The following is a 23,717-nucleotide window of genomic DNA, read 5'->3' as shown; positions in this document are numbered from 1 at the left end:
TTTGAATAATTTTAATCGGCGTTCCAGCCGGGCGGTGGATTAAGCGGCTTGAGCGGACGTCTACACCTCACTGCGTCAGGCTTCGCATCGTCATCCGTCCCGCCTGGCCGAAGAGGAAATCCATGCGTTCTTTCGTTCTCGGCGCTGTTCTCGCCGCCCTGATCCCGCTTTCGGCCCAGGCCCAGGAGGCCGGTGATGCGGCTGCCGGCGAGAAGGCGTTCGCTCCCTGTAAGGCTTGCCACAACTTCCAGAAGAACGGCGTCGGCCCGGACCTCAAGGGCGTGGTCGGGCGCAAGGCCGGCACCTACGAAGGCTACAACTACTCCGCGGCGCTGAAGAATTCCGGCATCACCTGGGACGAGGCCAACCTTCACGAGTGGCTGAAGAACCCGAAGACGAAGGTGCCCGGAAACAAGATGATCTTCCAGGGCTTCACCGACGACAAGAAGATCAACGACGTGATCGCCTACCTGAAGGCCCAGTCCTGACGGAACGCATGATCGAAGGATCGAAATGAGGCGCCGGAGATGAGCTTTTCGGCATCATCATGATCCTAACAATCCGTGGTACCCGCAAAAAATTTGAGGCCAATATTTAGTTCGGTTTGTCATCACAGCAGCTTTACTGCCGCGTCTGGTATTGCTATCTTGCAATCAGTCGCCGGCGTAACGCACCGAGCGTCATTTTCCTTCAGCCCCGCCGGCATCTGCCGCGCGGGGTTTTTCTTGCTCTCGAACCCTTCGCGTGCCGCGTCGCTGACCGAGGAAGCAGGAGCGCGACACGTCGAGACAGTGGATGACCTTGGCAGTGCTGGCTGCCGACCGCCACCTGACGCTGGCGGAGGCCCAGCAACTGGTGGACGAGAACGATTGTCCGAAAGCCTTTAAGGAACACGGCACCGTCAATCTGATCTGAGGCGGCTTGGCCGTAGACGCTCCGACCTGTGAGATTCACCCCAGTTGCGGATTTGGGAGAAACCGTCCAACGCGCGGTGGCGGTTTTACTGCGCGTTCTGCTTGTCGCACCTGATTTTGAACCGTTGGGCGTCTTAGCGCGTTTCTGAAGACTTCAGTCAATCAGGATAAACAATGCACACTCGCGTTCTCACGGCTGCGGCCGTCGCCAGCCTCTTCCTCGCCGGGCAAGCCTCTGCACAGGCCCCCGCCACGGCGCCCGCGTCTCCTGGAACGCCGGGCGTCGTGGCGCCGCAAAGCAGCACCACCGGTGGCAACGCCGGCGTGACGGCGTCGCCGACCGGTCAGCCGGCGGATACGCGGTCCAACAGCTCCTCGTCTGCCGGGAATGCCAATCAGCCCGAGCGAGCCGTACCGCAGGGCGGCGGCGGCGGCGGAAGCAGCAAGTAACGATCGAGCTTATTCGGGCGTCCCGTTCCACATCCCGAAGGTGGCGCTGATCAAAACGGCCTCGGACTCCGCGGTGACGCGGTTGTCCCAGGCCGAAAGCCCGTCCTGTGATGAGAGGACGCGTTTTTATATCCGCCGGCTCATGGAGCGCAGCGTCCCCAACGCCGGTCAGCAGCTGAGACGCCGGCCTTCGGCCATTCCGACTTTTCGGTAGTGATACAGGCCGGACTTCACCTGGCCGCTGATGACAGCGCGGCGCACGTCCGGATTACAGCGCAGATACTCCATCTCGTCGAACGCGTAATCACCCCGTCCGCCGCGCGGTGCGCGATCATAGTCCCGCCCGTAATCGCGGCGATCCCGCGAATCGTAGTCCCGGTCGCGACGGTCATAGTCACCACGGTCGTAGCCGTAGTCGCGGCCGCCGTAGGGTTGCGCCAAGGCCGGGGCCATGGCGCTGAGGAGCGTTAGACCTAGAACGGTCGCAGAGATTACCTTCATGTGGACTTCCTTATTGGTGCGGAGCGAGAACGCTTTCAGGGAAATGTGGTTCGATGCCGGAAACGCAATCACTGTCTCCATAGTCAGTCGCCGTGTTCTCGGTCGGCCTCGCAGGACGATGCGGCTAACCGGAATAATCTCTCATGCACGCGGGTTCCGTCCAGGACAATCGGCTGGAAGACCACCACGAGACCGGCGGGTGCCGTTCACGATTGTGCTGCGTTCAGCGCGCCCGTCGCCGAGATACGGATGCGTCCGGAGACCCCGTGTCGATCGACGCGGTATCGAGCGGTTCATGGGTCGTCAGGCGCTGCCTGAGCCCCACAGTCTGGGCTAATCGATCACCTCGTCAGCCGTGGCGAGCAGCGACGGCGTGATCGTCAGGTTGAGCGCGGCGGCCGTCTTCAGGTTTATCAGGGTCATGAAGCGCTCGCTCGCCTGCACCGGCAGGTCGCCGACGGACGCCCCCCGCAGGATCCGGTCGATGTAGCCGGCGGCTTGCTGGACGTCCCGGGCCACGCTGGTCGTGTAGGCGGCGAGCCCGCCCATGCGGACCTGGGCCGCGTAGGCGTAGACCGCGGGCAGGCGGTGCCGGGCGGTCAGGTCGATGATCTGCCGGCTGTAGACGCCGGTGATCGCGTCCGGCAGCACGATCAGACCGCCATGAGGTTCCTCGGCGAAGGTGATGATCGCCTGCTCGATCTCCGCCGCGTCGTGCACGCCGCTGACCTCGGCCTGGATGTGGAGTTCGGGGCCGATCCGCCCGAGCTCGGCGCCGTAGCCGGCAAACCGCGTGCGGTAATCCGGATTGATGATGGCGCGCGCCCGCGTCACGCCGGGGCTGAGTTCCTTGAGGAGCTGCAGCCACTTGCCGACGAACGTATAGTCGAAATTCGTGAACCCTGTCAGGTTTCCGCCGGGCCGCGACAGGCTGGCGACGAGACCTCCGCCGACCGGATCCTGCGCCTGGATGAACACCACCGGTGTCGTCGTGGTCGCCTGTTGCAGGGCCGTCGTCCCGACGACGCCCTGCGCGAAGACCAGATCGGGCTTGGCCGCCAGAATCTCGTCGGCTTGGCGGCGCATCTTCGAGCTGTCGCCGTCGCCGTACCGCAGGTCCACGTCGAGGTTTTGACCCCAGATCCAACCGAGCTTCCGCAGGCTGTCCTTGAGCGTGCCGATGATGATCGGCATATCGGGATGCCCTTCGTCGTACACCAGGAGGACGCCGAGGCGGCGGCGCGCCGGGGACTGGCCGCAGCCGGCCGCGGGCCAGGCGACCGCGCCGCCGAGACCCAAGAGGAGGTCGCGTCGCCTCATCCGCCCGTTCCCTGACGGCTTGGCGGCAGGCGGTCGCACCGCCGGCTGTTCGAAGGACGGACCATCCCGCAGGTTGCTCGACTGACGGAGAAACGTGTCCCGAGTGTCGGCCATCGCGGCCGCCGGGTCGAGGGCGTGATCGGTCTCAGCGGACCTCGATGCGCGCTCCCGATGCGCCATTGAGCAGGCGTTTGAGATGGAACGCGGAAAGGGCATCGTCGGGGCGCAGCCCGACCAGGGCCGCGAAGGCCGGCATGGCGCCGGCCTCGCCCGCCTCCAGCTTGGCGAAGGCATCGAGATAACGGTCCAGCATCGCCGCATCGTACTCCGTCTCGGTCAGCGGCTCGAACGCGCGCAGCGCCCCTTGCTTGCCGCGCAGGACGAGATCGCCGACCGGGCGCCCGCGGAACTGCTCCGTCCGGATCACCACGCTCTGGCTGACGCAGATCCGCGTTCCGAACGCCTTGTTGGCGTTCTCGAGACGGGCGGACGTGTTGATGGTGTCGCCGTAGGCCGTGTAGTCGAAATACCGGCCGCCCCCGAAATTGCCCACGATGGCCGGCCCGGCATGAACGCCGATCCGGGTCGCGCCGATCTCGATCCCGCGGTCCCGCCAGCGGGCCCGGAAAGCCTCCGAGGCGGTGTCGAGGGTGAGCGCACAGGCGACCGCCCGGGCCGCATGGTCCGGCTGGTCGCCGGGCGCCCCGAAGAGGACGTGGATCGCGTCGCCAACGATCTTGGCGACGGTGCCCTCGTGCGCGAACACGAGATCGGTCATCTCGGCGAAGTAGCCGTTCAGAATTTCTGCGAGCTGGGTCGGGTCCAGGCTCTCGACCAGACTGGTGAACCCGGCGATGTCTGTGAATAGCGAGGCCACCTCGCGCCGCGCGCCGCCGAGTTCCAGGCCCGACGCGTCGCCGGCCAGACGTTCGGCGAGGTTGGGCGAGAAGTAGCGTGCCAGGGCGGCGTGCGCCCGCTCGGCCAGCACCTGTCGCCGGCGCCCCTCGCGCAGGGTCGCCACATGCTGGAGCGTCCGCGCGATGGTCGTCTCGAAATCGGAAAAGTCGATCGGCTTCGTGAGGAAATCGAACGCCCCGCGGTTCATGGCGGTGCGGATGTTGGCCATGTCGCCGTAGGCCGAGACGATGATCGTCGAGGGCTTGGCATCGGATTCCTGCAGCTTGGCGAGCAGCGTCAGCCCGTCCATGCCCGGCATGTTGATGTCGGACACGACCATGTCGACGTCGTGGTTCTCAGCCAGCACCCCGAGGGCCTCGTTGCCGTCATGCGCGAACAGGAACCGGACCTGGCCGTCGCGGATCTGGCGGCGGAACTTCTGGGTGATCAGCGCCTCGAGATCCGGCTCGTCGTCGACGACTAGGATCTTGGCCGGAGGCACCTCGCCGGTCATGCCGTCCCCGCGACGGAGGCCAGGCGGCGGTCGATCTCGCCGCGCAGCAGGTCGAAGTCGATCGGCTTGGTGATCAGATCCGCCGCGCCGCCGGACAAGACCTTCTCCCGCGTCTGCGCGTCGCCATAGGCGGTGATCATGATCACCGGGACGTCGGGGCGCGCGGCCCGGACGAGCGGCAGGAGTTCCAGCCCGGTCATGCCCGGCATGTTGATGTCGGAGAACATCAGGATCAGGCTGGCCCCGTCCGAGGCGTTCACGCAGGCCAGGGCCTCCGGAGCCGAATGCGCGAATTCCATTGCGAAACGCCCGGCGCGCAACTCGCGGCGGAACTGCTGCCGGAACAGGTCGGTGACGTCGGGCTCATCGTCCACGACGAGGATGATGACGTTCATGGCTCGCTCTTTTCCGGGACGACGATCGGCTGCGCGGCCTTCGCTCCGTCGCGCGGCAGCGTGATCGTGAATTCTGTGAACTGGCCGGCCTCCGTGGCGACGTCGATCGCCCCGCCATGCTGCTTCACCAGGATGTCGTGGCTCAGGGACAGGCCGAGGCCCGTACCCTCGCCGGCTGGCTTGGTGGTGAAGAACGGATCGAACATCTTGGCCTTGACGCTGTCGGGGATGCCGGTGCCGTTGTCGCGCACGCGGATCTCGACGCTCTCTCCCAGATCGCGGGTGGTCACCGACAGGATAGGCTCGTAACCCGGTTCGGTTTCCACGGCCTTGCGCTTCTCGGTGGCGTAGAACCCGTTCGACATCAGGTTCAAGAGGACGCGCGTCAACTCCTGCGGGTAGACATCCGCGACGCCGGCCTCCGGATCGAGATTGCGGTCCAGGGTGATGTTGAAGTCTGGCTGCGCCGCCCGTGCCCCGTGATAGGCGAGGTTCAGGCTCTCTTCGACCAGGGCATTGATCTCGACCAAGCGGTGCTCGCCGGATCCGGAGCGGGAGTGCAGCAGCATGTTCTTGATGATCGAATCGGCGCGCTTCCCGTGCTGCACGACCTTCCCGAGGTTGCCCTTGAGCAGATCGGCGATCTCGTCGACCTCCTCGCGGATCTTCGGATCGAGCGCGACGGGCTGAAGCGCCTCCTGAAGTTCCTCGACCAGCTCGGAGGACAGGGACGCGAAATTGTTCACGAAGTTCAGGGGGTTCTTGATCTCGTGGGCGATCCCCGCGGTGAGCTGCCCCAGGGAGGCGAGCTTCTCCGATTGAATCAGCCGGTCCTGGGCCTTGTGGAGGTCGTCGAGGGACCTGTTGAGGTCGCGGGTCCGCTCCTCGACCTTGGCTTCCAGGGTCTCGTAGGATTCCTGGACGCGGCTCGCCATCAGGTTGAACCGGTCCGCCAGGGTTTCGATCTCGTCGCCGGTGCGGATAACGATGCGCTCCGACAGGTCACCGGACCCGAAGCGTTCCGCGCCGTCCTCGAGTTGGCGGATCGGCACGACCAAGCGGTGGGCAAGGAAGGTCCCGGCGACCGTCGCAAGCATCACGCCGAGACCCATCAGCGCCAGGGTCTGGACCACCGAAGCATAGAGCGGCGCCATCGCTTCGCCCAACGGCAGCTGCACGAACACGATCCAGTCGACCCGCGGGATGGTTGCGTGGGCCGCCAGTACCGAACCGCCGTCGAACGCGGTGGTGATCTCGTAATCCGTCGTGTCCGGATTGGCGCCGGTCCGACGGGCCTCGAGGGCGGTCGCGACCTCCGGCAGGGTCGAGAGGTCGGTGTCCCGCAGGACGAGGCTCAGATCCGGGTGCGCGATCAGCCGTCCGCTGGCGGTCACCACGAAGGCGTAGCCGCCCGCGCCGTTGTGGATGCTGCTGACCACGTCCCAGATCAGCTTCAGGTTGACCTCGGCCACGGTCACGCCTGGGTCGCGTCCGGCATGGGCCACCGATACGGTCATGTACGGCTCGGATCCCCGCCGGAAATAGACCGGGCCGAACCAGACCTTCTCGGCGAGCGCCCGGGTGAAGCGCGGCGCTGTCGAGAAATCCTTGCCGCTGCCGACGACATCCGGTTCCAGGCGCGAGACCCGCAGCTGCTCCCTACCGCTCGGATCGAGATAGGCGACCTCCGTGATGGCGGGCGCCTGCCGGAGCAGTCGGATGAAGTCGTAGCGCTGCTGCTCAGGCGAAATGCGGCGCCACTCGGCCCGGGTGGTCCAGCCGATCTGGCTCTCGATCTCGGAGATGAAGGATTCGACCCGCTCGGCGGCCGCGTGCGCCTTCTCGCGCTGAACCTCGATCGCGGTCCGTTTGGCGTCGCCGTAATTCAGCAGCAGATCGACCACGCCATTGATGAGCAGCACCAGGGTCACGAGGCCCACGAAGGCGACCGCGAACTTCGCCGCCAGCGGCAGACGGAAGCGTCGGGCCCGGATCTCGAGGCCCGCGGGGGCCTCGATAGGGTTCACCCGCATCATTCGACGATCTCGTCCGCTTGGGCGAGCAGCACCGACGAGATCTCCAGTCCCAGGGTCCGTGCCGTCTTGAGGTTTACGATGAAGTCGAACTTCGTCGGCGCCTGTACCGGCAGGATCGCGGGCTTCTCGCCGTGGAGGATGCGATCCACGTAGGCCGCCGCGCGGCGCACGGCGTCCGCCGGGTCGGGACCGTACGACATTAGGCCGCCGCGATGTGCGAAGCGCCGGATCGCGAACACCGCCGGAACGCGATGCTGGGCCGTCAGGGCGACGATGCGGTCCCCGTTGGCCTCGCTGAACGTCCCGGGGGCCACGATCAGCCCCGCATCGCCCCGGCGACCGAGGTCCGCGACGAGCGGGTCGATCGCGTCGGCATGGCTGACCATGACGACCTCCGTCTCGATGCCGAGGGAGGCGGCCGTCGTCCGGAGCGCCTCGGAATAGAAGTTGCCGCGCCGGATTTCCGTGTGGGCATTGGACAGGAGCGCGACATGCCGGATCGTCGGCACCGCTTCCCTGAGGGCCGCCAGCCATTTCCCGGCCAGGGATGCCTCGTAAAGGGTGAAGCCGGTGATGTTGCCGCCCGGCCTCTGCAGGCTGGCGACGTATCCGGACCCGACCGGATCGGAGGCGCCGACGAAGATGATCGGAATCGTTCGGGTCAGGGACGACACGGCGGAGAGCTGCGCGTTCAGGAACGCGAAGATCACGCGCGGCTCCGACCGCACGATCTCGGCCGCCAACACGCGGGTATGCTCTACGTCCGCGCCGCCCCAGCGGTCCTCGACGCGCAAGTCCGCGCGGCCGTGATCGCGCAGGGCCGCCCGGAACACGGCCGAGAGGGTGTGGCCTTCGGTGCCGCCCTCCACGAACGGCCAGAGCGCCGTCACCCGTGCCTGCTCCTCGGCCCGCGCAGCCAGCGGACAGCCCGCAGCGGCCCACGACAACCCGGCAAGGACGCTACGCCGCCTCATCCGATCACCGCGCCGGTGCTTCCGCCATCGCGACCCAAACCCTGATTCCCCCCGACGCCCGGTTGAGAACTTACGGCACGGTTGCCCACGCCACCAAGGCTGAGCCCTGGACGCGGTTATCAGAATGCCAGGCGCATCCCCCCGACGATGTTGCGTGGCGCACCCGCGAACACGGATCCCGTGGTGGTCGCCAGCACGGCGGCGCCGTTCTGGAGGCCCGTCGTACCGCTGAGCGAGTTGGCGAGATTCTGGGCCGATGCGGCGTAGGTCGTGTCGAACAGGTTGCGCACCTCAAGGTAGAGGTTCAGCCGCTTCGCGTAGCCGCCAGTCAGCTCCGTCGCATAGTGCACGTTGGCGTTGACGATCGCGAAGCCCGGCGCCTTCAGCAAGTTGGCGTTGTCGATGTAGAAATCGCCCTGCACCACCGTCTCGATGAACGCCCCGAGTCCGGCAAGCGGCCCCGCCGGCACGTCGTAGCCGACACGGGCCAGGAGCTGGTGGGCCGGTACGCCGGGGATCTGATTGCCCGCCCGGTCGAACCGGCGGGTGAGGCTGCCGGCACTCAACTGCTCGGTATAGCGCGTGTAGATCTGGTCATCGAACGTGTAGGCCAGGACCCCGCGCCAGCCCGGCGCGAAGGCCCAGTCGGCCCCGACCTCGAGGCCCCGATGCTCGGAGGCCGGCGCGTTGAACGTGTAGGACAGCAGGCCCGCGCCCGGCGATTGCGAGACCAGCTCGTTGCGGAAGAACTCGTAGAAGCCAGTCACGCTGAGACGCAGAGTCTCGGTCGGGCTCCAATCCGCCCCGAGGTCGAAGCCGAGATTCTCCTGGGTCTGGAGCTGGGTGTTGTTGCCCGGCAGGCCGGCCGACGTGACGAACAGGTTGCTGGCCGCCGGCGTGGTGTACCCGGTGGCGACCCGGCCGCGGAAGGCCCAGGCCTGGTCCGGCCGATACACCAGCGCGATCTCGGGAGCGACGTTCAGGAAGGTGCGGCCGGCATCCGCCACCGTCCGGGTCGCCCCCCCGGCCGTGTAGCTGTAGGCGAGGTTGCGGCCAGTGATGGCGGTGCCCTCGGCGCTGATCCCCAGCACGCCGGTCCAGCGGTCCGACAGGCTGAGTTCCAGCCGGGCCCGGCCGCCGAGGTTTGATTGCACCGCGTCCTGGACGCCGATCAGCGCCCCGAGTCTGGGGCCACCATAGGGCGCCCGGTTGTAGGTCGTGCTGTGGTTGTCGATCGTGTTGTAGGCGAGCGCGACGTAGCCTACCGCCGGCAGGCCGAACAGGTCGCCGCGCCGCGTCAGGTCGGTCAGAAAGTTCCAGGCCGGGAACGAGCCGCGGCCCGAGGTCGTGTAGAATGGTTGGTTGAAGTTGCGTTCGTCGAAGCCGAGCTGCGTGCGCCAGGTGGTGAACGCGTCGATGTCGTGCTCCCAGCGCGCCGCTGCGACGGTGCGCCGGTCCTTCCGGCCGAACGCGCCCTCGTCGGCGGTGACCGGTACGGTCGCCCCGAACGCTCCGTTGCGGAACAAGCTGAAAGTCGTGCACCCCGGGGCAGCGGTCGCAGCTGCCGCGCAGCCGCGCTGGTACGGATTGATCCGGTACTGCGCCAGGGAGGAGCGCGCCGCCAGATTCGTATCGAGGGTGTTGTTGATCACCTTCAGGGTGAAGCGGTTGTCCGGCGTCGGCGTGTAGCTGGCGAGCAGATTGATGGTCTGCGTGTTGAAGCTCGAATGATCCTGATACCCGTTGCTGCGGACGTCGCTGGCGAACAGGCTGATTTCGAATGGCCCGCTGGCCTTGCCGACGGTGAAGTAGGTGTTGAGGTAGCCGAAGCTGCCGGCGTCGGTGCCGATCTCGTAGCCGTCGATCTCGCGGCCGGTGCGGGTGCGGAACGCGATGGCGCCGCCCGTGGCGTAGTTGCCGAACAGGGGCGATTGCGGCCCGCGGAACACGTCGATGCGGCTGTAGGCCCGCGGTTCGGTCAGGTCGAAGCGGGACGCGCCATCGGGCTGGGTGAGGATGAAGCCGTCCTCCAGCACCACCGTATTCTTGATCACCCCGGTGGACCGGGCATTGTTTCCCCGGATCGAGATGATCACGTCGCGCCCGCCGTTGCCCTGGCGGACGGTGACGCCCGGGCTGTTGGCGAGCACCGAACCGATGCTGGTCGCCGGGCGGTCGGCGATGGTGTTGCCGCGGCCGATCCCGGTGACCACCTGGCCGACCGGGTGCTCGATCACCGACGGGGCCGAGCCAGGAGGAGCGGCGATGCCGAAGGGTGGCGCGATGGCGGTTCGTCCGGTGCCTGGATTGGCCTCGCCCTCCACGGAAAGCTCATCCAGCGTGACGGATTGCTGCGCCGAGGCCGGGAGGGTGCCGCCGGCGAGCAGCAGGGCCAACGCGCCGAACCGCGCGGCATTCTGGTGGATCAACATCCTGAAATCTCGTCTGATCGGTCTTGGGACCGGACGGCGCCGTCGCCGCACGGGAGCGCACGTGATCAGGCGATGAGGGGCGGCGCCCGGGCTTGGCCGGTGACGCGCGGTGACGCGTTCGGCCGCGACGGGGGCGGGGTCGGCCATGCCACCGCGATCCAGCGCAGCGGCTGGGTGACGTCGGGGCTATGCGGTAGGGGCGGGGGGACGATCCCGGCGCAGCACAGCCGACAGACCTCACAGGCCGGAGGCGCGACCGGTTGCTCCACGGAGGCGCTGATCGCGTCGTCTCCCGCCGGGTGACCGCACAGGATCGCCCCGGGCAGCATCCCGGGTGCGGCAGACGCCATCCGCAGAGCGGCGATTGGGGCAAGCGACTGCACCCAGAGGGCGAGCAGGATCAGCCCGATCCCGAGGAACCGGGTACGCGTGCCGGAATGCGTGAGGTTGGTCGCCACGGGCGTCGAGCCCGCCGGTCTGGGTCAGGCGGTCCGGCGCTTATGAGCCAGTTGGACGGCGCAATCGATCGTGAGCATGCCGAGGATCGCGAGGCCGGTCAGGGGAAACAGCACGCCGAGGCCGGCGATCACCAGGGCGACGGTGGCGACCACCCGCCGGTCCCGCGGCCAGGGCGGCGCGCCGAGTCCGCCAGCCGGGCGCCGCTTCCACCACATCGTGGCGGCGGTGGCGGCGAGCAGGATCGTGGCGAGGCAGAACGCCAGCATGGCGAACTGGTTGATCCGGCCCCAATGCTCTCCCTTATGGATGCCGATCCCGTACTGGATCGCGCGCCCGACCGGGCCCAAATCTTCGAAATGTACGTCGACCAGAGGGTCGCCGGTGTACTGATCGAGGGAGATCATCCGCTGCTGCGCGACGTCGTGCGGGTAGACGGCGGCCGCATACACGCCGTCGATCCCGACCGGGAGCGCGAGCTCGTAGCCCCGTGGCATCCCAAGCCGAGTGAGGATGTCCGCCGCCTGGTCGATCCCGATCGGTTCCGCCGTCCTACCAGCCGGCAGCGAGCGCGGCACCGGCGCATCCTGCAAGGTCCAGCCTGCATCCGGCAGCCGCGCGCGCAGCGGCACTCTCGAGACCGGTTTGCCGGCCCACAGGATCGCCGGCTGGCCAAGGCCTGCGGCGTTCGACCAGGTCCGGAGCTGCTGCCCCCACCAGATCGACCAGGGTAATCCAGTGATCGCCAGGAACAGCAGGCCGCCGCCGGCCACGAGCCCGGTCACCGCGTGCAGGTCGCGCCACCAGACCCGGCGGCGCGGCGTACCGCGCAGGCTGACGACGCCACCGGCCTGGCCGCGCGGCCACCACAGGTACAGGCCGGTGACGACCAGGATGATGGCGAAGCCCGCCACCAGCTCGACCGCCGCATTGGCGAAAGCGCCGAAGTAGCTGAGGCTGTGCAACTGGCGCACGACCATCATGAACTCGCCGTCGCGGTCCACACTGTCGAGCACGGAGCCGGTGTAGGGATCGAGGTAGACGAGGCGCTTGCGTCCCCCCTCCGACAGCGTGACCACCGCGGATGCGTCGGGCGAGGCTGGGTCCGCATAGGAGACCAGCACCCCGTCAGGTTCGGCCTGCAGGGCATTGAAGATCAGGCGGTCCGGCCCGAGCGGCGCCGTCGCCTGGACGGGCACGCGGGTCCGGTAGGCGAACAGGCTGCCGTTGATCTCGTCCTTGAACAGGTAGAGCGCCCCGGTGGCCGACAGGGTGATCAGGAACGGCAGGCACAGCAGGCCGGCGTAGAAGTGCCAGCGCCACACGGCACGATAGACGGCCTCGCGGGACGCGCGCAGAGCGGCGACGGCCCCGAACACTGGGGCATCGCCGTGCAGAATAATCGACATGGGAACGGTCCGGGCCTGAACGATCGGGAAGCGGGATCGTCAAGCGGCGGGCGGACCTCGGGCAGAGGTGGCGGTGCGCGGCGGGCCCGTCTTCGGGAGCTCGGCTTCCGGCCGCCAGGCGAGGCGCGAAGCCGGAGCGAACGGCCACGCGACCACCACCGGCTCGGACACGGGCAGCGCGACGCTTCCGGCCTGCACGAGCGTGCAACACGGATGGGCGTGGTGCGCGACAGTCCCGTCGTCCGGCGCCCCGGATCCGTGCTCTGCGCACAGGACCGCACCGGGCAGCCCGACCGCGCGGGCCGGCGTCGCAAAGCCGAGGAAAGCCTGAAGCAACAGCGCGTAGAGCGCGACCATCCCGATGATCGCGCGGCCTTGAACCGTCTGGGGCAGGCACCGGCGCATGGCGCCGTTGTTAGGCGTCCCCGCCGCCCCCCGTCAACGGGAAGCCGAAGCCCGGCAGCAGGTTCCTCCCCGACGCTCGTTCAGCCGGCCGCGCGCAACTCCGGCAGCGCCTCGGCGCTCCAGACCCGGACATGGGCGTCGATAGCCAGCGCCTCGTCCACGTCGGCGGGTGCCGAACGGTACGGGCCGGCGAAGTGTTCGCAGGCTCGCTCGACGATGTCGCTGATCCCGTAGAACCCGATCCGGCCCGCGATGAAGGCCGCCACCGCCACCTCGTTGGCCGCGTTCATCACGGTGGGCGCCGCACCGCCAGCGGCCAGCGCCGCCCGGGCGATGCGCAGGCACGGGAAGCGCTCCTCGTCGGCCGCCTCGAACGTCAGCGCGCCGAGCTTCACGAGATCCAGGGGCCGGCCCCGGGCGATGGTCAGGCGGTCGCCGAGCCCGAGGCAATGCGAGATCGGCACACGCATGTCGGGGAGTGCCAGCTCCGCGGTCACGGCGCCGTCGAGCCAGTAGACGAGGCCGTGGATCACCGATTGCGGGTGCACGACCACGTCCAGGCGCTCGGGCTCGATGCCGAACAGGTGGTGCGCCTCGATCAGCTCCAGGCCCTTGTTCATCAGGCTGGCCGAATCGATGTTGATCTTCATGCCCATCGACCAGGTCGGATGGGCCGCGGCCTCGGTGGCGGAGGCGGCGGCGATCCGCTCCCGGGTCCAGGTCCGGAACGGGCCGCCGGACGCCGTGATCATCATGGTGCGGACATCCGCCAGCGGCCGGCCGGCGAGCGCCTGGCTCAGGGCGTCGTGCTCGGAATCCATCGGCAGGATCGTGGCGCCGTAGCGCGCGGCGTCGCGCATGAAGGCGTCGCCGGCACAGACGAGGCTCTCCTTGTTGGCGAGCGCGACCTTGCGGCCGAGCCGGAGCGCGGCGTGGGTGGATTTCAGGCCGGCGGCGCCGCTCACCGCGGCAACCACGATGTCGGCGTCGCGGGCGGCGGCCTCCATCACGGCGCTCTCGCCGGCCCCGTTGGCGATGCCGCTGCCCGAGAGCGCCTCGGCAAGCGCCGGGCCGGCTTTCTCATCGGCGAGCGCCGCGAAGGTAGCGCCGAGTTCGCGCGCGACCTTGGCCAGCGCGACCGCGTCGCGGCCGCCGACGACGGCGCCGGTGCGGAACCGGTCCGGGTGCTGGGCGAGCAGGTCGGCGGTGGAGCGGCCGATCGAGCCGGTGGCGCCGAAGACGGTGACGATCTGGGTCACGGGTGAAACTCCCTCATCGTCACGGTATGAGACCGCTTCCGCGCAGGGCGAGATAGAGCCCGGCCAGCACGGCCACCGCGAAAAATCCGTCGAGCCGGTCCATGACGCCGCCATGGCCCGGGATGATCTTACTCGAATCCTTCACCCCGTAGCGGCGCTTCAGGCCGGATTCGACGAGGTCGCCGGCCTGGCTCAGCACGGAGGCCAGGGCGCTCACCCCGGCGACCACCGGCAGGGATGCGGCGCTCGGCAGGTCAAACCCGGCAAGGTCGGCGGCGATCGCAGCCAGCGATCCGGCGGCGACAGCGCCGATCAGGCCGCCGATGGCGCCCGACCAGGTCTTGTTCGGCGAGACCCGGGGCATGAGCTTTGGGCCGCCGATCTTGCGGCCGGCGAAGTAGGCGGCGATGTCGGTGGACCAGACTACGGCGAACATCCACGCGGGGCCGATGAGGCCGATTCCGGGATCGTCGCGCAGGGCGACCGGCACCGAGGCGATCGCTGCCGCCGCGAGCACGCCGGCGAGCGCCCGCAGACGGCCGGATCCGGTGCGCGCCACTGTGGCGCAAGCCGCGGCCCCGAGGAGCAGGACGGCGATGCAGGCGAGGGCGGGCGCGCCGCCGCGCTGACACAGCAACAGGGCGGCGAGCGTCGCCGCGCCGAGCGCGATCAGCACCTCACGCGGTTCGGTCCGGCTCATCACCATCCACTCGGCGAAGCCAATGATGCCGGCGGCGAGCCAGATCCCCGCGAAGGGCCAACCGCCATAGACGAGGGCCGCCAGGATCGCGGGTGCGAGCACCACGCCCGAGGCGACGCGCAGCCAGAGTTCGCGCCGCCCGGAGGGGCGGGCGACCGGGGTTGCGGTGGGGGTCACGCGCGTCTCGGCCTTCGCCTCAGACGTGCATGATCTCCTTCTCCTTCGAGGCCAGCACGCCGTCGATCTCGGCGATGTACTGGTCGGTCGCCTTCTGCACGTCGGCGGCCTGGCGCTTCTCGTCGTCCTCCGAGATGGCGCTGTCTTTCAGGAGCTTCTTGAGGTGGTCGAGCCCATCCCGGCGGACGTGGCGCACGGCGACGCGTGCCTCCTCGGTGTACTTGTGGGCGACCTTGACCATCTCCTTGCGGCGCTGCTCGTTCATCTCGGGGATGCGCAGCCGGATGGTCTGGCCCTCGGTCTGCGGGTTGAGGCCCAGATCGGATTCGCGGATCGCCTTCTCGACAGCGGTGACCATGCTACGGTCCCAGACCGAGATCGACAGGAGCCGCGGCTCCGGAACGCTCACGGTTGCGACCTGCGCCATCGGCATCGACGAGCCGTAGGCATCGACCTGGATCGGATCGAGCAGCGAGGGCGTGGCCCGTCCGGTCCGCAGGGATCCGAGATCCTTGGAGAGCGACGCGACCGCGCCCTGCATGCGGCGCTTGATGTCGTTGAGGTCGAATTCCGGTGTGGCCATGGTCGTGGTCCCGACAGATCTGACGTCGTCTTCTCGCCCGGTACGGGCAGTCGCGGCCTCAATGGCGGAATTTTCCCGGTGCCGCAAACCTCTAGGGCTGTCGGGTCAGGGCGCCACAAGGGTCGAGGGCGCCTCGCCGGACAGGATCCCGGCGATCGAGCTCGGCGGATGCAACGAGCCGACCACGATCGACAGCCGGCTCTCGCGGGCGAGCGCGAAGGCCGCGGTGTCCATCACCTTGAGGTCGCGGGCGATCGCCTCGTCATGGGTCAGGCGGTCGTAGCGGGTGGCGCTCGGGTCCTTCTTCGGGTCGGCCGAGTAGACGCCGTCCACCTGCGTCGCCTTGAGCACGGCGTCGCAGCGCAGCTCGGCGGCGCGCAAAACCGCGGCGGTGTCGGTGGTGAAGAACGGGTTGCCGGTTCCGCCGGCCAGAACCACCACCTGGCCCTTGTCGAGGTGGTGCAGGGCCGGCTGGCGGGCATAGGTCTCGCAGATCGTGGGCATCGACACCGCCGACATGGTCCGGGCCGGCACGCCCGCGGCGTTGAGCGCGGTCTCGATCGCCAGCGAGTTCATCACCGTGGCCATCATGCCCAGGGAATCACCGGTCGCTCGGTCGATCCAGCCGGCCGCCGAGATGCGGGCGCCGCGGATCATGTTGCCGCCACCGACCACGATGGCGATCTCCGCCCCGGACTCGATGGTGCGGGCGATGTCCTCGGCGAGCGCCGCCAGCGTCGGCGGATGGAGCCAGTAGCCGTCCGGGGCGGCCAGGGCCTCGCCCGACAGCTTGAGGAGGATACGGCGAAACGGCGTCGCTTCCGGCATCTCGATCTCCGGCTCCCCACCGCATCGCGCGAACCCGCGAGGCTTCTACGTCAGCCGCGGGATCGGCGTCGAGGGGCGGACGCCGATCCCGGCGGGGATCACGGGGACGATTTCCCACCGACACGCGATCGACGTGCAGCTTTGGCAGAGGAGCGGGGCCCGCCATCGGAATGGACGCCCGGGATTCCATGCGCATCGCACTCGTCATCAACGGCGCCTCCGGGGCGGTGGCGTCCGGCACGACGCCGGAGGCGATCCGGGAGAAGCTCGTGGCGGCCGGGATCGAGCCCCTGGGGGAGGCCGACCGCGGGGCGCCCCTGTCGTTGCGGATCGCCGCCGCCGCGTCGGAGCCCGATATCGATGCCCTGGTTGTCGCCGGCGGCGACGGCACCATCGCGTGCGCGGCCGCCGCCCTCGTCGGAAAGACGACACCGCTCGGCATCCTGCCGCTCGGCACGCTGAATCTCCTGGCCCGGGACCTCGGCGTGCCGCTCGATATCGATGCCGCGGTGGCAGCCCTCGTCTCGGGCACCCGGCGGCGGATCGACGTCGGTGAGGTCAATGGCCGCACGTTCCTGATCAACTCGGCGCTCGGCCTGCCGGCACGGGTCACACGGCACCGGGAGTTGCACCGCCGGCACCTCGGTCTCCGCAGCCTGCTGCGCTGGATCCTGGGGGTTCTGCGCCATCTGGGCCGCTATCCGCGGGTGACCGTGACCGGCACGATCGACGGCGTGGCGCGGACCTGGCGGTTCCGGCTGCTGGCGGTGGTGATCGGCGACTATGTCGAGCGGCCCGGCCACGTGCTGGTGCGGGCGCCAGTGGATGCCGGGCAGCTCACCCTCTACGTCCTGGCGCAGCTTTCCCTGTCGCGGACCCTCCGCCTCGCCCTCGGCTTCGCATTGGGCGACTGGCGGCGGCTGCCGGACGTGGAACGGCTGCCGGCCGCCAACCTCACCATCGCATCGGAGAGCCGGGCGCTGCGGGTCATGCACGACGGCGAGGTGATGCTGATCCCCACGCCGCTGCGCTACCGAATCCACCGACAGGCGCTGACCGTGATCGTCCCTCAGACGGTCGAACACCGGTGAGACGGATCAGCCACATATCCGACCTGCATTTCGGCCGGACCGACCCGGCCGTGGTGGAGGCCCTGGTCCACGAATTGAACGCCGATGCCCCGGACCTGATCGTGGCGTCGGGCGACTTCACCATGGCCGCGCGCCCATCGGAATTCGCGCAGGCCCGGGCCTTCCTCGGTCGTCTGGCACCGCCCTGGATCGGGGTGCCGGGCAACCACGACATCTCGCCGTTCCGGCTGGTCCAGCGCTTCGTGTCACCCTTCACGCGCTATCGGCACGCCATCGCGGTCGAGACCGAGCCGTGTTTCGAGGACGCCGAGATCGGGATCGTCTGCCTCAACACCGTGCGGCGCTGGGCGCCGGAGCCGGATTGGTCGCATGGCGTGATCCGCCGCCGTCAGCTTGCTCGAGCGGAGGTCCGTCTCGCGGCGATGCCCGACCGCTTGTTCAAGATCGTGGTCGGCCACCACCCGTTCCTGCCGCCGCCCTGGGACGTGGAAGCGCGTCGAGTCGGGCACGCGGATCGAGCCCTGGCGGTATTCCGCCGGTACGGTGTGGGGCTGACGCTCGCCGGGCACCTGCATCGGCATTACGCGCGCTACGCGGAAGCAGAGGGATCTATCCCCGAGATGCTCGGCCGGGCCCTGGTCCGATCACGCCCCAGGCGTCTGCTGACCGTTCAGGCCGGCTCGGCGACCTCGACGCGGCTGCGCGGCAACGAGCCGAATTCCTATAATCGCATCATCGTCGCGGAGGGCTGCGCCACCGTCCGGGTCCGGTTGTGGGACGGGCGCGCCTGGGTCGATGCAGCGCCGGCATGACTGAAGCGGTCACGCCGGCGTCGCGTGTCAGCTACCGGCGAACAGCCCGACGGAGCCCAGAAGCGTCATGACCAGACCGGACGCGAACACGCCGATCATCAGGTAGGAAAAGGTTTTCAAAGCCATGGATGGCATGTAGCGCGGCCGTATCGAACTGCGTGTGCGCTGCAGCACGGGGCGTCGGGGATGACGATCCCACCGCGACCCGCGCGGCATCTCGATGCTCCGCGACGGGTGGAGATCCGCCCGTCCGTTCCCGGGCGAAGCAAGCACTTCAGTTCTTCGGAAGGCGCCGTCCGGACCTTCTAACCCGCCGTATCCGAAGATAGGCTCGCAACCCGGATCGCCACCGCGAAAGGATGCGCCGTGCCGGACGGAACGACTGCCTCGACGCCAGATGAACCGGACTACGACCGCCTCCTTCGGGCGAACCTCGAACGGGTGTTCAACGAACGCGACAGCGCCAAGCGTGAGCACGCGTTGGATGAGCTCTTCGTTGACGATCCGGTCATGTACGAGCCGGCGGACGTCGTCAGGGGGCGCGCCGCAATTTCCGCCGTCGCCGGCAAGCTCCTCGAGCAGTTCGGGCCAAACTTCCGCTTCGTGCCCGATGGCGCTGCCACCGGGCATCACGGGTTCGGCGTTCTGCACTGGCATGCCGGCCCACAGGATGGCCCGGTCACTGTCACCGGCTCAGACATCGCAGAAGTCGTCGAGGGTCGGATCAAGCGCCTTTGGGTCATGCTGGACCCACAGACACCATAGAGGCACGGGCTGAACGTCGGCACCGTGCACCAGATGCCGCGATGATCGCCCATTCGTGGGCCGTGGTCGATAGGCGTTGAGGGGACGGGTCGAGGCGGCCGCCGCCCGCGAAGGGCCAAGCGGCTGACGTTCAGATCGTAGCCCCCGTCCATAAAAAACCCCGCCCGGCTCTCACCGGACGGGGTCTTGGATTTCTGAACCCGGAGGTCCGAAAAGGATCAGGCGCGGCCGGCCTGCTGAGCGACCTCGGTGGCGAAGTCCGGGCCGTCTTCCTTCTCAATGCCCTCGCCCAGGGCGTAGCGGACGAAGCCGGTCAAGGCGACGGCGCCGCCGACCTTGCCAGCGGCTTCCTTGAGCACCTGGCTGACCGTCTTCGAGCCGTCGTGCACGAAGGGCTGCTCCAGGAGGGTGACCTCCTTGTAGTAGCTCTTCAGGCCGCTCTCGACGATCTTGGCGAGCACGTGATCCGGCTTGCCGGCGTTCTTCTCGCGCAGAATGTTGGACTCGCGCTCCAGGGTCGCGGCGTCGACGCCCGAGGCGTCGAGCGCCACCGGGTTGGTGGCGGCGACGTGCATGGCGATCTGGCGGCCGAGCGCCGACAGGGCCTCGACGTCACCCTCGGACTCGAGCGCCACCAGCACGCCGATCTTGCCGAGGCCGTCGGCGACCTGGCTGTGGACGTAGGAGGCGATGACGCCCTTCTTCACCTCAAGCTTGGCGACCCGGCGCAGGTTCATGTTCTCGCCGATCGTGGCGATCAGGCTCTGCAGCTTCTCTGAGACGGTCTCGGTGGCGCCCGGGAAATGGGCGGCCTGGAGACCCTCAAGCGTGCCGTCCGTGTTGAGGGCGATCTTGGCGGCCTCGCGGGCGAAAGCCTGGAAGGCGTCGTTGCGGGCGACGAAGTCGGTCTCGGAATTCACCTCGACGATCGCGGCGTGATGGCCGGCGGACTCCACGGCCACAAGGCCCTCGGCGGCGACGCGGCCGGCCTTCTTGGCGGCCTTGGCGAGGCCCTTCTTGCGCAGCCAGTCGATGGCCGCCTCGATGTCGCCCTGCGTCTCGTTGAGCGCACCCTTGCAGTCCATCATGCCCGCGCCGGTCTTCTCCCGGAGCTCCTTCACCATCGCGGCGGTGATGTTGGCCATGGCGGTCCCTTTCGTATGGTCTGGATGAGAGAGGCCCGGCACGCGGGTGAGCGGCCGGGCCCGATAAGGTTGGATCCGCGACACCCCGATCACCGGGGCGCCGCGAGGTCCGGAAGGCTTACACCGCGGCGGCGGCCTCGACGAAGCCGCGAGCCTGCGAGACCCACGAGTCGCGGTCGATGCGACCGTTGAGCTTCAGGTCGGAATCGACCTTGGCGACCTCCTCGGGCGTCATCGCGGCGATCTGCCAGTAATGGTAGATGCCGGCATCGTTGAGCTTCTGGACGATCTGCGGACCGGCGCCGTGAAGCTTGGTCAGGTCGTCCGGCGCGCCGCGCGGAGCGGCGAGCAGCTCGAAATGCTCGGTGGTCTCGGCGAGCATCGCCACGTCGGCCGGATCGAGCGCGTCGGACTCGACCGTGACGGCGGCGGCGTCGTTAGCCGGCAGCTCCTCGGCCTGCGGCTCCTCGGAGGCGCCCAGATCGATGCCCGACGAGCCTTGGGCCCGCGAGATGCCGTCGATGGCAGCCTTTGCGATCAGGTCGCAGTAGAGGGCGATGGCGCGGCCGGCGTCGTCGTTGGCCGGGACGATGTGGGTGATGCCGTCCGGGTTGCAGTTGGTGTCGACGATCGCGGCCACCGGGATCCCGAGGCGGTTCGCCTCCTTGATCGCCAGCTGCTCCTTGTTGGTGTCGATCACGAACAGCAGGTCCGGCACGCCGCCCATGTCCTTGATGCCGCCCAGCGCCTTCTCGAGCTTGTCCTTCTCACGGGACAGCATCAGGCGCTCCTTCTTGGTCAGGCCCGGGCCGCCGGTCTCCAGCGTCTCGGTGACCTTGCGCAGGCGCGAGATCGAGCCCGAAATGGTCTTCCAGTTGGTGAGCATGCCGCCCAGCCAGCGGGAGTTCACGTAGTACTGGGCCGAGCGCTTGGCGGCGTCCGCGATCGTGTCGGCGGCCTGGCGCTTGGTGCCGACGAACAGCACGCGACCGCCCTTGGCGACCGTGTCGCTCACCGCCTGCAGCGCCGTGTGCAGCGCCGGCACGGTCTGGGCCAGATCGATGATGTGGATGTTGTTGCGGGTGCCGAAGATGTACGGCTGCATCTTCGGGTTCCAGCGGTGCGACTGGTGACCGAAATGGGCGCCCGCCTCGAGCAGCTGACGCATAGAGAAATCGACGGCCATATCTTTGTACTCTCCGGTTGGATCCGCCGCGGAGGGATGCAGCCGCCCAAGAATTCGGGCGGCCACCGGAAGACGCCTCATTCAGGCATGAGGCCGGCTCCGCGTGTGGGATGGGCGGGCGCTTAGCAGAGGCCGGCGCCCGATGCAAGGATTCGGGTGACGCGCAAGGGGCGGCTCAAGGCATTTGCAACCTGTCGCACTAGGCTTTGGTAATGCCCCGTTGGCTGCCGTAGCATTCGATACGCTGAAGTTCGCCCGGACAATCCGGGACAAGGCCAAGCTTTCACCCGAGCGGGCTGAAGGTTTGGCCGATGCCATGGCTGAGGTGCTCCAGGGCGATCTCGTCGCGAGGGCGGATCTGCGTGCCGAATTGGCGGAGACCGGTGCCGAGATCGTGCGCCGGGTAGCCGGATTGATCGGTCTTCAAACCCTGACGATTCTCGGTGCCGTGGTCGCGCCCGCTGGATCGCGCCACTAATCCGGTATCCAGTCGGCAGGGTGCTTCAAGGGCCAGTAAACACCGCCGCGACGTCGGTCTCGTTCATCACGCGGTACCCCCCGGCGGGGAGGTCGGTCGGCAGGTCGAGCCCCCCGATTCGGTCCCGATGCAGTGCCACGACATGGTTGCCGACCGCCGCGAACATCCGGCGGACCTGGTGGTAGCGGCCCTCGGTCAGCGTGACCGCACAATGAGTCGGATCTTCCACCTCCAGCTGCACCGGCAGCAACGGCCGGTCCTCGCCCTCCAGCATCAGCGTGCCGGACGCGAAGGTCGCCGCCTCGGTGCCGTCGAGCGGCCGGTCCAGGGCGACTCGGTAGCGCTTCGCCACGTTCGCCTTCGGGGCGATGATCTTGTGCAGCAGCGCGCCGTCGTCGGTGAGCAGCAGCAGCCCCGAGGTCTCCTTGTCGAGACGGCCCACCGTGGAGAGCGGCGGATCGCGCCGGCGCCAGCGCTCCGGCAGCAGCCCGTAGACCAGCGGACCGGCCTCCTTGTGCGAGCAGGTCACGCCCAGCGGTTTATGCAGCATCAAGCACAGCCCCGGCAGCGGATCGACCGGTGCCCGGTCGATGGTCAGCCGCTGCGGGAGGTCGGGATCGAGGGCGATCCGGTCGCCGGCATCCGCCACCTCCGCGCCGTCCAGCAGGATCGCGCCGCCCCGCGCCAGATTCTGGATCTCTCGGCGCGATCCATAGCCGAGGTTAGCGAGCAGCTTGTCGAGTCGGACGGACTTCGTCGCCTTCATCGGCGCGCCTCGTAGACCCGGTAGCCTCCGGCCTGCACCCTGACCGCGACATCGCGGAAGGCCGCCCCCAGGGCGGTCTCGTACGGGAGATGCGCGTTGGCCACGAGCCACAGCGTGCCACCCTTCCGCAGCGCCTCGGCGGCCCGGGCGATGAAGGTACGGCCGAGCGCCTGGTCCTCGGTGCCGCCGTCGTGGAACGGCGGGTTCATGACGACGAAGTCGAGGCTCCCCGGGACCGTCCCGGCCGCCCGGATGTCGGCCCAGACGATCGTGGCGCGCGGGTCTGCGACGTTGCGATGCGCCATCTCGACGGCGCGGCGATCGACTTCGACCAGAGTCAGCGCCGTGACGGCGGGCGAGTTCAGGATCACCCGGGACAGAATCCCGAGGCCGCAGCCGAGATCGGCGCCCCGCCCCTTCATCGCCGGAAGGTTGGCCAAGAGGAGCGCGGTACCGGGATCGAGCCGATCCCAGGAGAAGATGCCCGGCTGCGTGCACAAGGCCAGGTTGTCGACGTGGCGGGGGCCGCCCTCGTCGATCGCGGCGGCGAGCCCGGCCGGTTCCGGCGGCCGAACCAGCGTGCAGATCCGGTGGTGGCGGCGCGGCTCGTCGGCCGCGGGGCATTCGAAGGCAGCCAGCTCCTTCGCCAGCCGGGCGCCGCCGCGGTCCTTCGGGGCGAGCGCCATCATCCGGCCGCCGGGCACGAGGGCCCGCAACGTATGAGCGAGAACGTAGCGCCGCTCGATCGTGCCGGGGGGCGCCAGCACGGTGGCGGCGTCGAGGCTGCCCTCGGCCAGATCTTCGAGCCGGGCAGAGTCGGGGATCAGGGGGGACAACTGGACGGCGTCACCGGGGACCTCGGCGAGGTCGATCGGCGGCAGGCCGTAGACGGCGTGGCGCATGAATGATTCGGGATCTGGAGAGCTGGCATCGGAACGCGAATCCACGGCGGAGCGGGAAACCCGCGCCCGACTCGGATCATCCGGGGGGAACGTCGCCTGTTACACCGGAATGGGCCCGGAAGCCCAGCCTCCGGATCCGCGCACCTCGCCGCCCGATCCCGACCGAGCTTACTTCCAGCAACCCGTGCGTGTGCCTAGAGCTGTTCCCACTTATGTAGCGACGGCCAAGTCGTCCTCGTATCCGGCGGCGGTGATGCAGTTGCGGCATTCGTCTGGGGTGAAGCGGGTGAAGGCCTCGCGGATAGCAGCCCAGAGGTCGGGC

Annotated in this window: 24 protein-coding genes and 1 pseudogene; 4 read left to right on the top strand and 21 right to left on the bottom strand. The window is 68.5% G+C overall.

What is annotated here, in order from left to right; all coding sequences use genetic code 11:
• The first annotated feature begins 122 nt into the window (after nt 1-122).
• Nucleotides 123-488 (top strand): cytochrome c family protein, encoded by a 366-nt coding sequence (locus tag FV233_RS11555; protein WP_147853262.1) that lies wholly within the window; start codon nt 123-125, stop codon nt 486-488.
• Between the two features lie 1,044 nt (nt 489-1,532).
• Here the strand turns inward: FV233_RS11555 and FV233_RS11545 are convergent.
• The 14 genes from FV233_RS11545 to pyrH form a co-directional block, all read right to left on the bottom strand.
• On the bottom strand, nt 1,533-1,865 hold the full coding sequence (locus FV233_RS11545; RefSeq protein WP_147853285.1) for a hypothetical protein: 333 nt from the start codon (nt 1,863-1,865) through the stop codon (nt 1,533-1,535).
• Nucleotides 1,866-2,198: 333 nt separating this feature from the next.
• Nucleotides 2,199-3,185, bottom strand: coding sequence for an ABC transporter substrate-binding protein (locus FV233_RS11540; RefSeq protein ID WP_147853260.1), 987 nt, complete (start codon nt 3,183-3,185; stop codon nt 2,199-2,201).
• Between the two features lie 145 nt (nt 3,186-3,330).
• Nucleotides 3,331-4,596: an adenylate/guanylate cyclase domain-containing protein gene (locus FV233_RS11535; protein WP_147853259.1), complete on the bottom strand. Its 1,266-nt coding sequence runs from the start codon at nt 4,594-4,596 to the stop codon at nt 3,331-3,333.
• Nucleotides 4,593-4,991 (bottom strand): response regulator, encoded by a 399-nt coding sequence (locus FV233_RS11530; protein ID WP_147853258.1) that lies wholly within the window; start codon nt 4,989-4,991, stop codon nt 4,593-4,595. The genes FV233_RS11535 and FV233_RS11530 overlap by 4 nt, the downstream gene beginning before the upstream one ends.
• Nucleotides 4,988-7,027, bottom strand: a complete 2,040-nt coding sequence (locus tag FV233_RS11525) for a cache domain-containing protein (protein WP_147853257.1) — start codon at nt 7,025-7,027, stop codon at nt 4,988-4,990. Before FV233_RS11525 ends, FV233_RS11530 begins: the two co-directional genes overlap by 4 nt.
• Nucleotides 7,024-7,917, bottom strand: a complete 894-nt coding sequence (locus tag FV233_RS11520; protein ID WP_238262966.1) for an ABC transporter substrate-binding protein — start codon at nt 7,915-7,917, stop codon at nt 7,024-7,026. Before FV233_RS11520 ends, FV233_RS11525 begins: the two co-directional genes overlap by 4 nt.
• Before the next feature lie 203 nt (nt 7,918-8,120).
• Entirely contained in the window at nt 8,121-10,433 is a 2,313-nt protein-coding gene (locus FV233_RS11515; RefSeq protein ID WP_147853255.1) for a TonB-dependent receptor, read from the bottom strand.
• 65 nt (nt 10,434-10,498) lie between these two features.
• Nucleotides 10,499-10,891 (bottom strand): DUF2946 family protein, encoded by a 393-nt coding sequence (locus FV233_RS11510; RefSeq protein WP_147853254.1) that lies wholly within the window; start codon nt 10,889-10,891, stop codon nt 10,499-10,501.
• 24 nt (nt 10,892-10,915) lie between these two features.
• Nucleotides 10,916-12,298: a PepSY domain-containing protein gene (locus tag FV233_RS11505; protein ID WP_147897564.1), complete on the bottom strand. Its 1,383-nt coding sequence runs from the start codon at nt 12,296-12,298 to the stop codon at nt 10,916-10,918.
• 39 nt (nt 12,299-12,337) lie between these two features.
• Entirely contained in the window at nt 12,338-12,655 is a 318-nt protein-coding gene (locus FV233_RS11500) for a hypothetical protein (protein ID WP_238262964.1), read from the bottom strand.
• Nucleotides 12,656-12,783: 128 nt separating this feature from the next.
• Complete coding sequence (gene dxr / locus FV233_RS11495) at nt 12,784-13,962, bottom strand: 1-deoxy-D-xylulose-5-phosphate reductoisomerase (protein ID WP_147897563.1); 1,179 nt, start codon at nt 13,960-13,962, stop codon at nt 12,784-12,786.
• A gap of 19 nt (nt 13,963-13,981) precedes the next feature.
• Nucleotides 13,982-14,839, bottom strand: coding sequence for a phosphatidate cytidylyltransferase (locus FV233_RS11490; protein ID WP_147897562.1), 858 nt, complete (start codon nt 14,837-14,839; stop codon nt 13,982-13,984).
• Between the two features lie 19 nt (nt 14,840-14,858).
• The gene (gene frr / locus FV233_RS11485) at nt 14,859-15,422 is read right to left on the bottom strand and encodes a ribosome recycling factor (protein WP_147855135.1); all 564 of its coding nucleotides are present in this window, start codon (nt 15,420-15,422) and stop codon (nt 14,859-14,861) included.
• A 105-nt stretch (nt 15,423-15,527) separates the two neighbouring features.
• The gene (gene pyrH, locus FV233_RS11480) at nt 15,528-16,250 is read right to left on the bottom strand and encodes a UMP kinase (protein ID WP_147855134.1); all 723 of its coding nucleotides are present in this window, start codon (nt 16,248-16,250) and stop codon (nt 15,528-15,530) included.
• Between the two features lie 188 nt (nt 16,251-16,438).
• Between pyrH and FV233_RS11475 the strand changes: the two genes are divergently transcribed.
• Together FV233_RS11475 and FV233_RS11470 are read left to right on the top strand one after the other, a co-directional pair.
• Nucleotides 16,439-17,341: a diacylglycerol kinase family protein gene (locus tag FV233_RS11475; RefSeq protein WP_147855133.1), complete on the top strand. Its 903-nt coding sequence runs from the start codon at nt 16,439-16,441 to the stop codon at nt 17,339-17,341.
• On the top strand, nt 17,338-18,153 hold the full coding sequence (locus tag FV233_RS11470; protein WP_147897561.1) for a metallophosphoesterase: 816 nt from the start codon (nt 17,338-17,340) through the stop codon (nt 18,151-18,153). Before FV233_RS11475 ends, FV233_RS11470 begins: the two co-directional genes overlap by 4 nt.
• Nucleotides 18,154-18,180: 27 nt before the next feature.
• Here FV233_RS11470 and FV233_RS30245 read toward each other — a convergent pair whose 3' ends face one another.
• On the bottom strand, nt 18,181-18,327 hold the full coding sequence (locus FV233_RS30245; protein WP_187277736.1) for a hypothetical protein: 147 nt from the start codon (nt 18,325-18,327) through the stop codon (nt 18,181-18,183).
• A gap of 192 nt (nt 18,328-18,519) precedes the next feature.
• On the opposite strand from FV233_RS30245, the gene FV233_RS11465 reads away from it, so the two are divergent.
• Complete coding sequence (locus FV233_RS11465; RefSeq protein ID WP_147897560.1) at nt 18,520-18,918, top strand: nuclear transport factor 2 family protein; 399 nt, start codon at nt 18,520-18,522, stop codon at nt 18,916-18,918.
• A gap of 218 nt (nt 18,919-19,136) precedes the next feature.
• Here FV233_RS11465 and tsf read toward each other — a convergent pair whose 3' ends face one another.
• From tsf to FV233_RS11435, 6 genes and pseudogenes are all read right to left on the bottom strand, one after another.
• Nucleotides 19,137-20,063 carry a translation elongation factor Ts gene (gene tsf, locus FV233_RS11460; protein WP_147855130.1) on the bottom strand — a complete coding sequence of 309 codons (927 nt, stop codon included), beginning with the start codon at nt 20,061-20,063 and terminating at the stop codon, nt 19,137-19,139.
• 118 nt (nt 20,064-20,181) lie between these two features.
• Nucleotides 20,182-21,249, bottom strand: coding sequence for a 30S ribosomal protein S2 (locus tag FV233_RS11455; RefSeq protein WP_147855129.1), 1,068 nt, complete (start codon nt 21,247-21,249; stop codon nt 20,182-20,184).
• 283 nt (nt 21,250-21,532) lie between these two features.
• Nucleotides 21,533-21,724, bottom strand: coding sequence for a hypothetical protein (locus tag FV233_RS30240; protein ID WP_187278091.1), 192 nt, complete (start codon nt 21,722-21,724; stop codon nt 21,533-21,535).
• Between the two features lie 28 nt (nt 21,725-21,752).
• Nucleotides 21,753-22,493, bottom strand: coding sequence for a pseudouridine synthase (locus FV233_RS11445; RefSeq protein ID WP_147855127.1), 741 nt, complete (start codon nt 22,491-22,493; stop codon nt 21,753-21,755).
• Nucleotides 22,490-23,395, bottom strand: a complete 906-nt coding sequence (locus tag FV233_RS11440) for a class I SAM-dependent methyltransferase (protein WP_147897558.1) — start codon at nt 23,393-23,395, stop codon at nt 22,490-22,492. Before FV233_RS11440 ends, FV233_RS11445 begins: the two co-directional genes overlap by 4 nt.
• A 210-nt stretch (nt 23,396-23,605) precedes the next feature.
• A pseudogene (locus tag FV233_RS11435) lies at nt 23,606-23,717 on the bottom strand (IS630 family transposase); the annotation flags it as partial.

It is taken from the genome of Methylobacterium sp. WL7 (assembly GCF_008040085.1).
In the GTDB taxonomy this organism is placed as follows: domain Bacteria; phylum Pseudomonadota; class Alphaproteobacteria; order Rhizobiales; family Beijerinckiaceae; genus Methylobacterium; species Methylobacterium mesophilicum.
This window is presented reverse-complemented; position numbering and strand designations above follow the sequence as displayed.

Coding starts and splice junctions, on each gene's coding strand:
- FV233_RS11500 (WP_238262964.1), bottom strand. CDS start 12,655: ATGGTCGCGCTCTACGCGCTGTTGCTTCAGGCTTTCCTCGGCTTTGCG.
- FV233_RS11440 (WP_147897558.1), bottom strand. CDS start 23,395: ATGCGCCACGCCGTCTACGGCCTGCCGCCGATCGACCTCGCCGAGGTC.
- FV233_RS11545 (WP_147853285.1), bottom strand. CDS start 1,865: ATGAAGGTAATCTCTGCGACCGTTCTAGGTCTAACGCTCCTCAGCGCC.
- FV233_RS11475 (WP_147855133.1), top strand. CDS start 16,439: ATGCGCATCGCACTCGTCATCAACGGCGCCTCCGGGGCGGTGGCGTCC.
- FV233_RS11515 (WP_147853255.1), bottom strand. CDS start 10,433: ATGTTGATCCACCAGAATGCCGCGCGGTTCGGCGCGTTGGCCCTGCTG.
- FV233_RS11555 (WP_147853262.1), top strand. CDS start 123: ATGCGTTCTTTCGTTCTCGGCGCTGTTCTCGCCGCCCTGATCCCGCTT.
- tsf (WP_147855130.1), bottom strand. CDS start 20,063: ATGGCCAACATCACCGCCGCGATGGTGAAGGAGCTCCGGGAGAAGACC.
- FV233_RS11445 (WP_147855127.1), bottom strand. CDS start 22,493: ATGAAGGCGACGAAGTCCGTCCGACTCGACAAGCTGCTCGCTAACCTC.
- FV233_RS11505 (WP_147897564.1), bottom strand. CDS start 12,298: ATGTCGATTATTCTGCACGGCGATGCCCCAGTGTTCGGGGCCGTCGCC.
- FV233_RS11525 (WP_147853257.1), bottom strand. CDS start 7,027: ATGATGCGGGTGAACCCTATCGAGGCCCCCGCGGGCCTCGAGATCCGG.
- FV233_RS11535 (WP_147853259.1), bottom strand. CDS start 4,596: ATGACCGGCGAGGTGCCTCCGGCCAAGATCCTAGTCGTCGACGACGAG.
- frr (WP_147855135.1), bottom strand. CDS start 15,422: ATGGCCACACCGGAATTCGACCTCAACGACATCAAGCGCCGCATGCAG.
- FV233_RS11455 (WP_147855129.1), bottom strand. CDS start 21,249: ATGGCCGTCGATTTCTCTATGCGTCAGCTGCTCGAGGCGGGCGCCCAT.
- FV233_RS11540 (WP_147853260.1), bottom strand. CDS start 3,185: ATGAGGCGACGCGACCTCCTCTTGGGTCTCGGCGGCGCGGTCGCCTGG.
- FV233_RS11530 (WP_147853258.1), bottom strand. CDS start 4,991: ATGAACGTCATCATCCTCGTCGTGGACGATGAGCCCGACGTCACCGAC.
- pyrH (WP_147855134.1), bottom strand. CDS start 16,250: ATGCCGGAAGCGACGCCGTTTCGCCGTATCCTCCTCAAGCTGTCGGGC.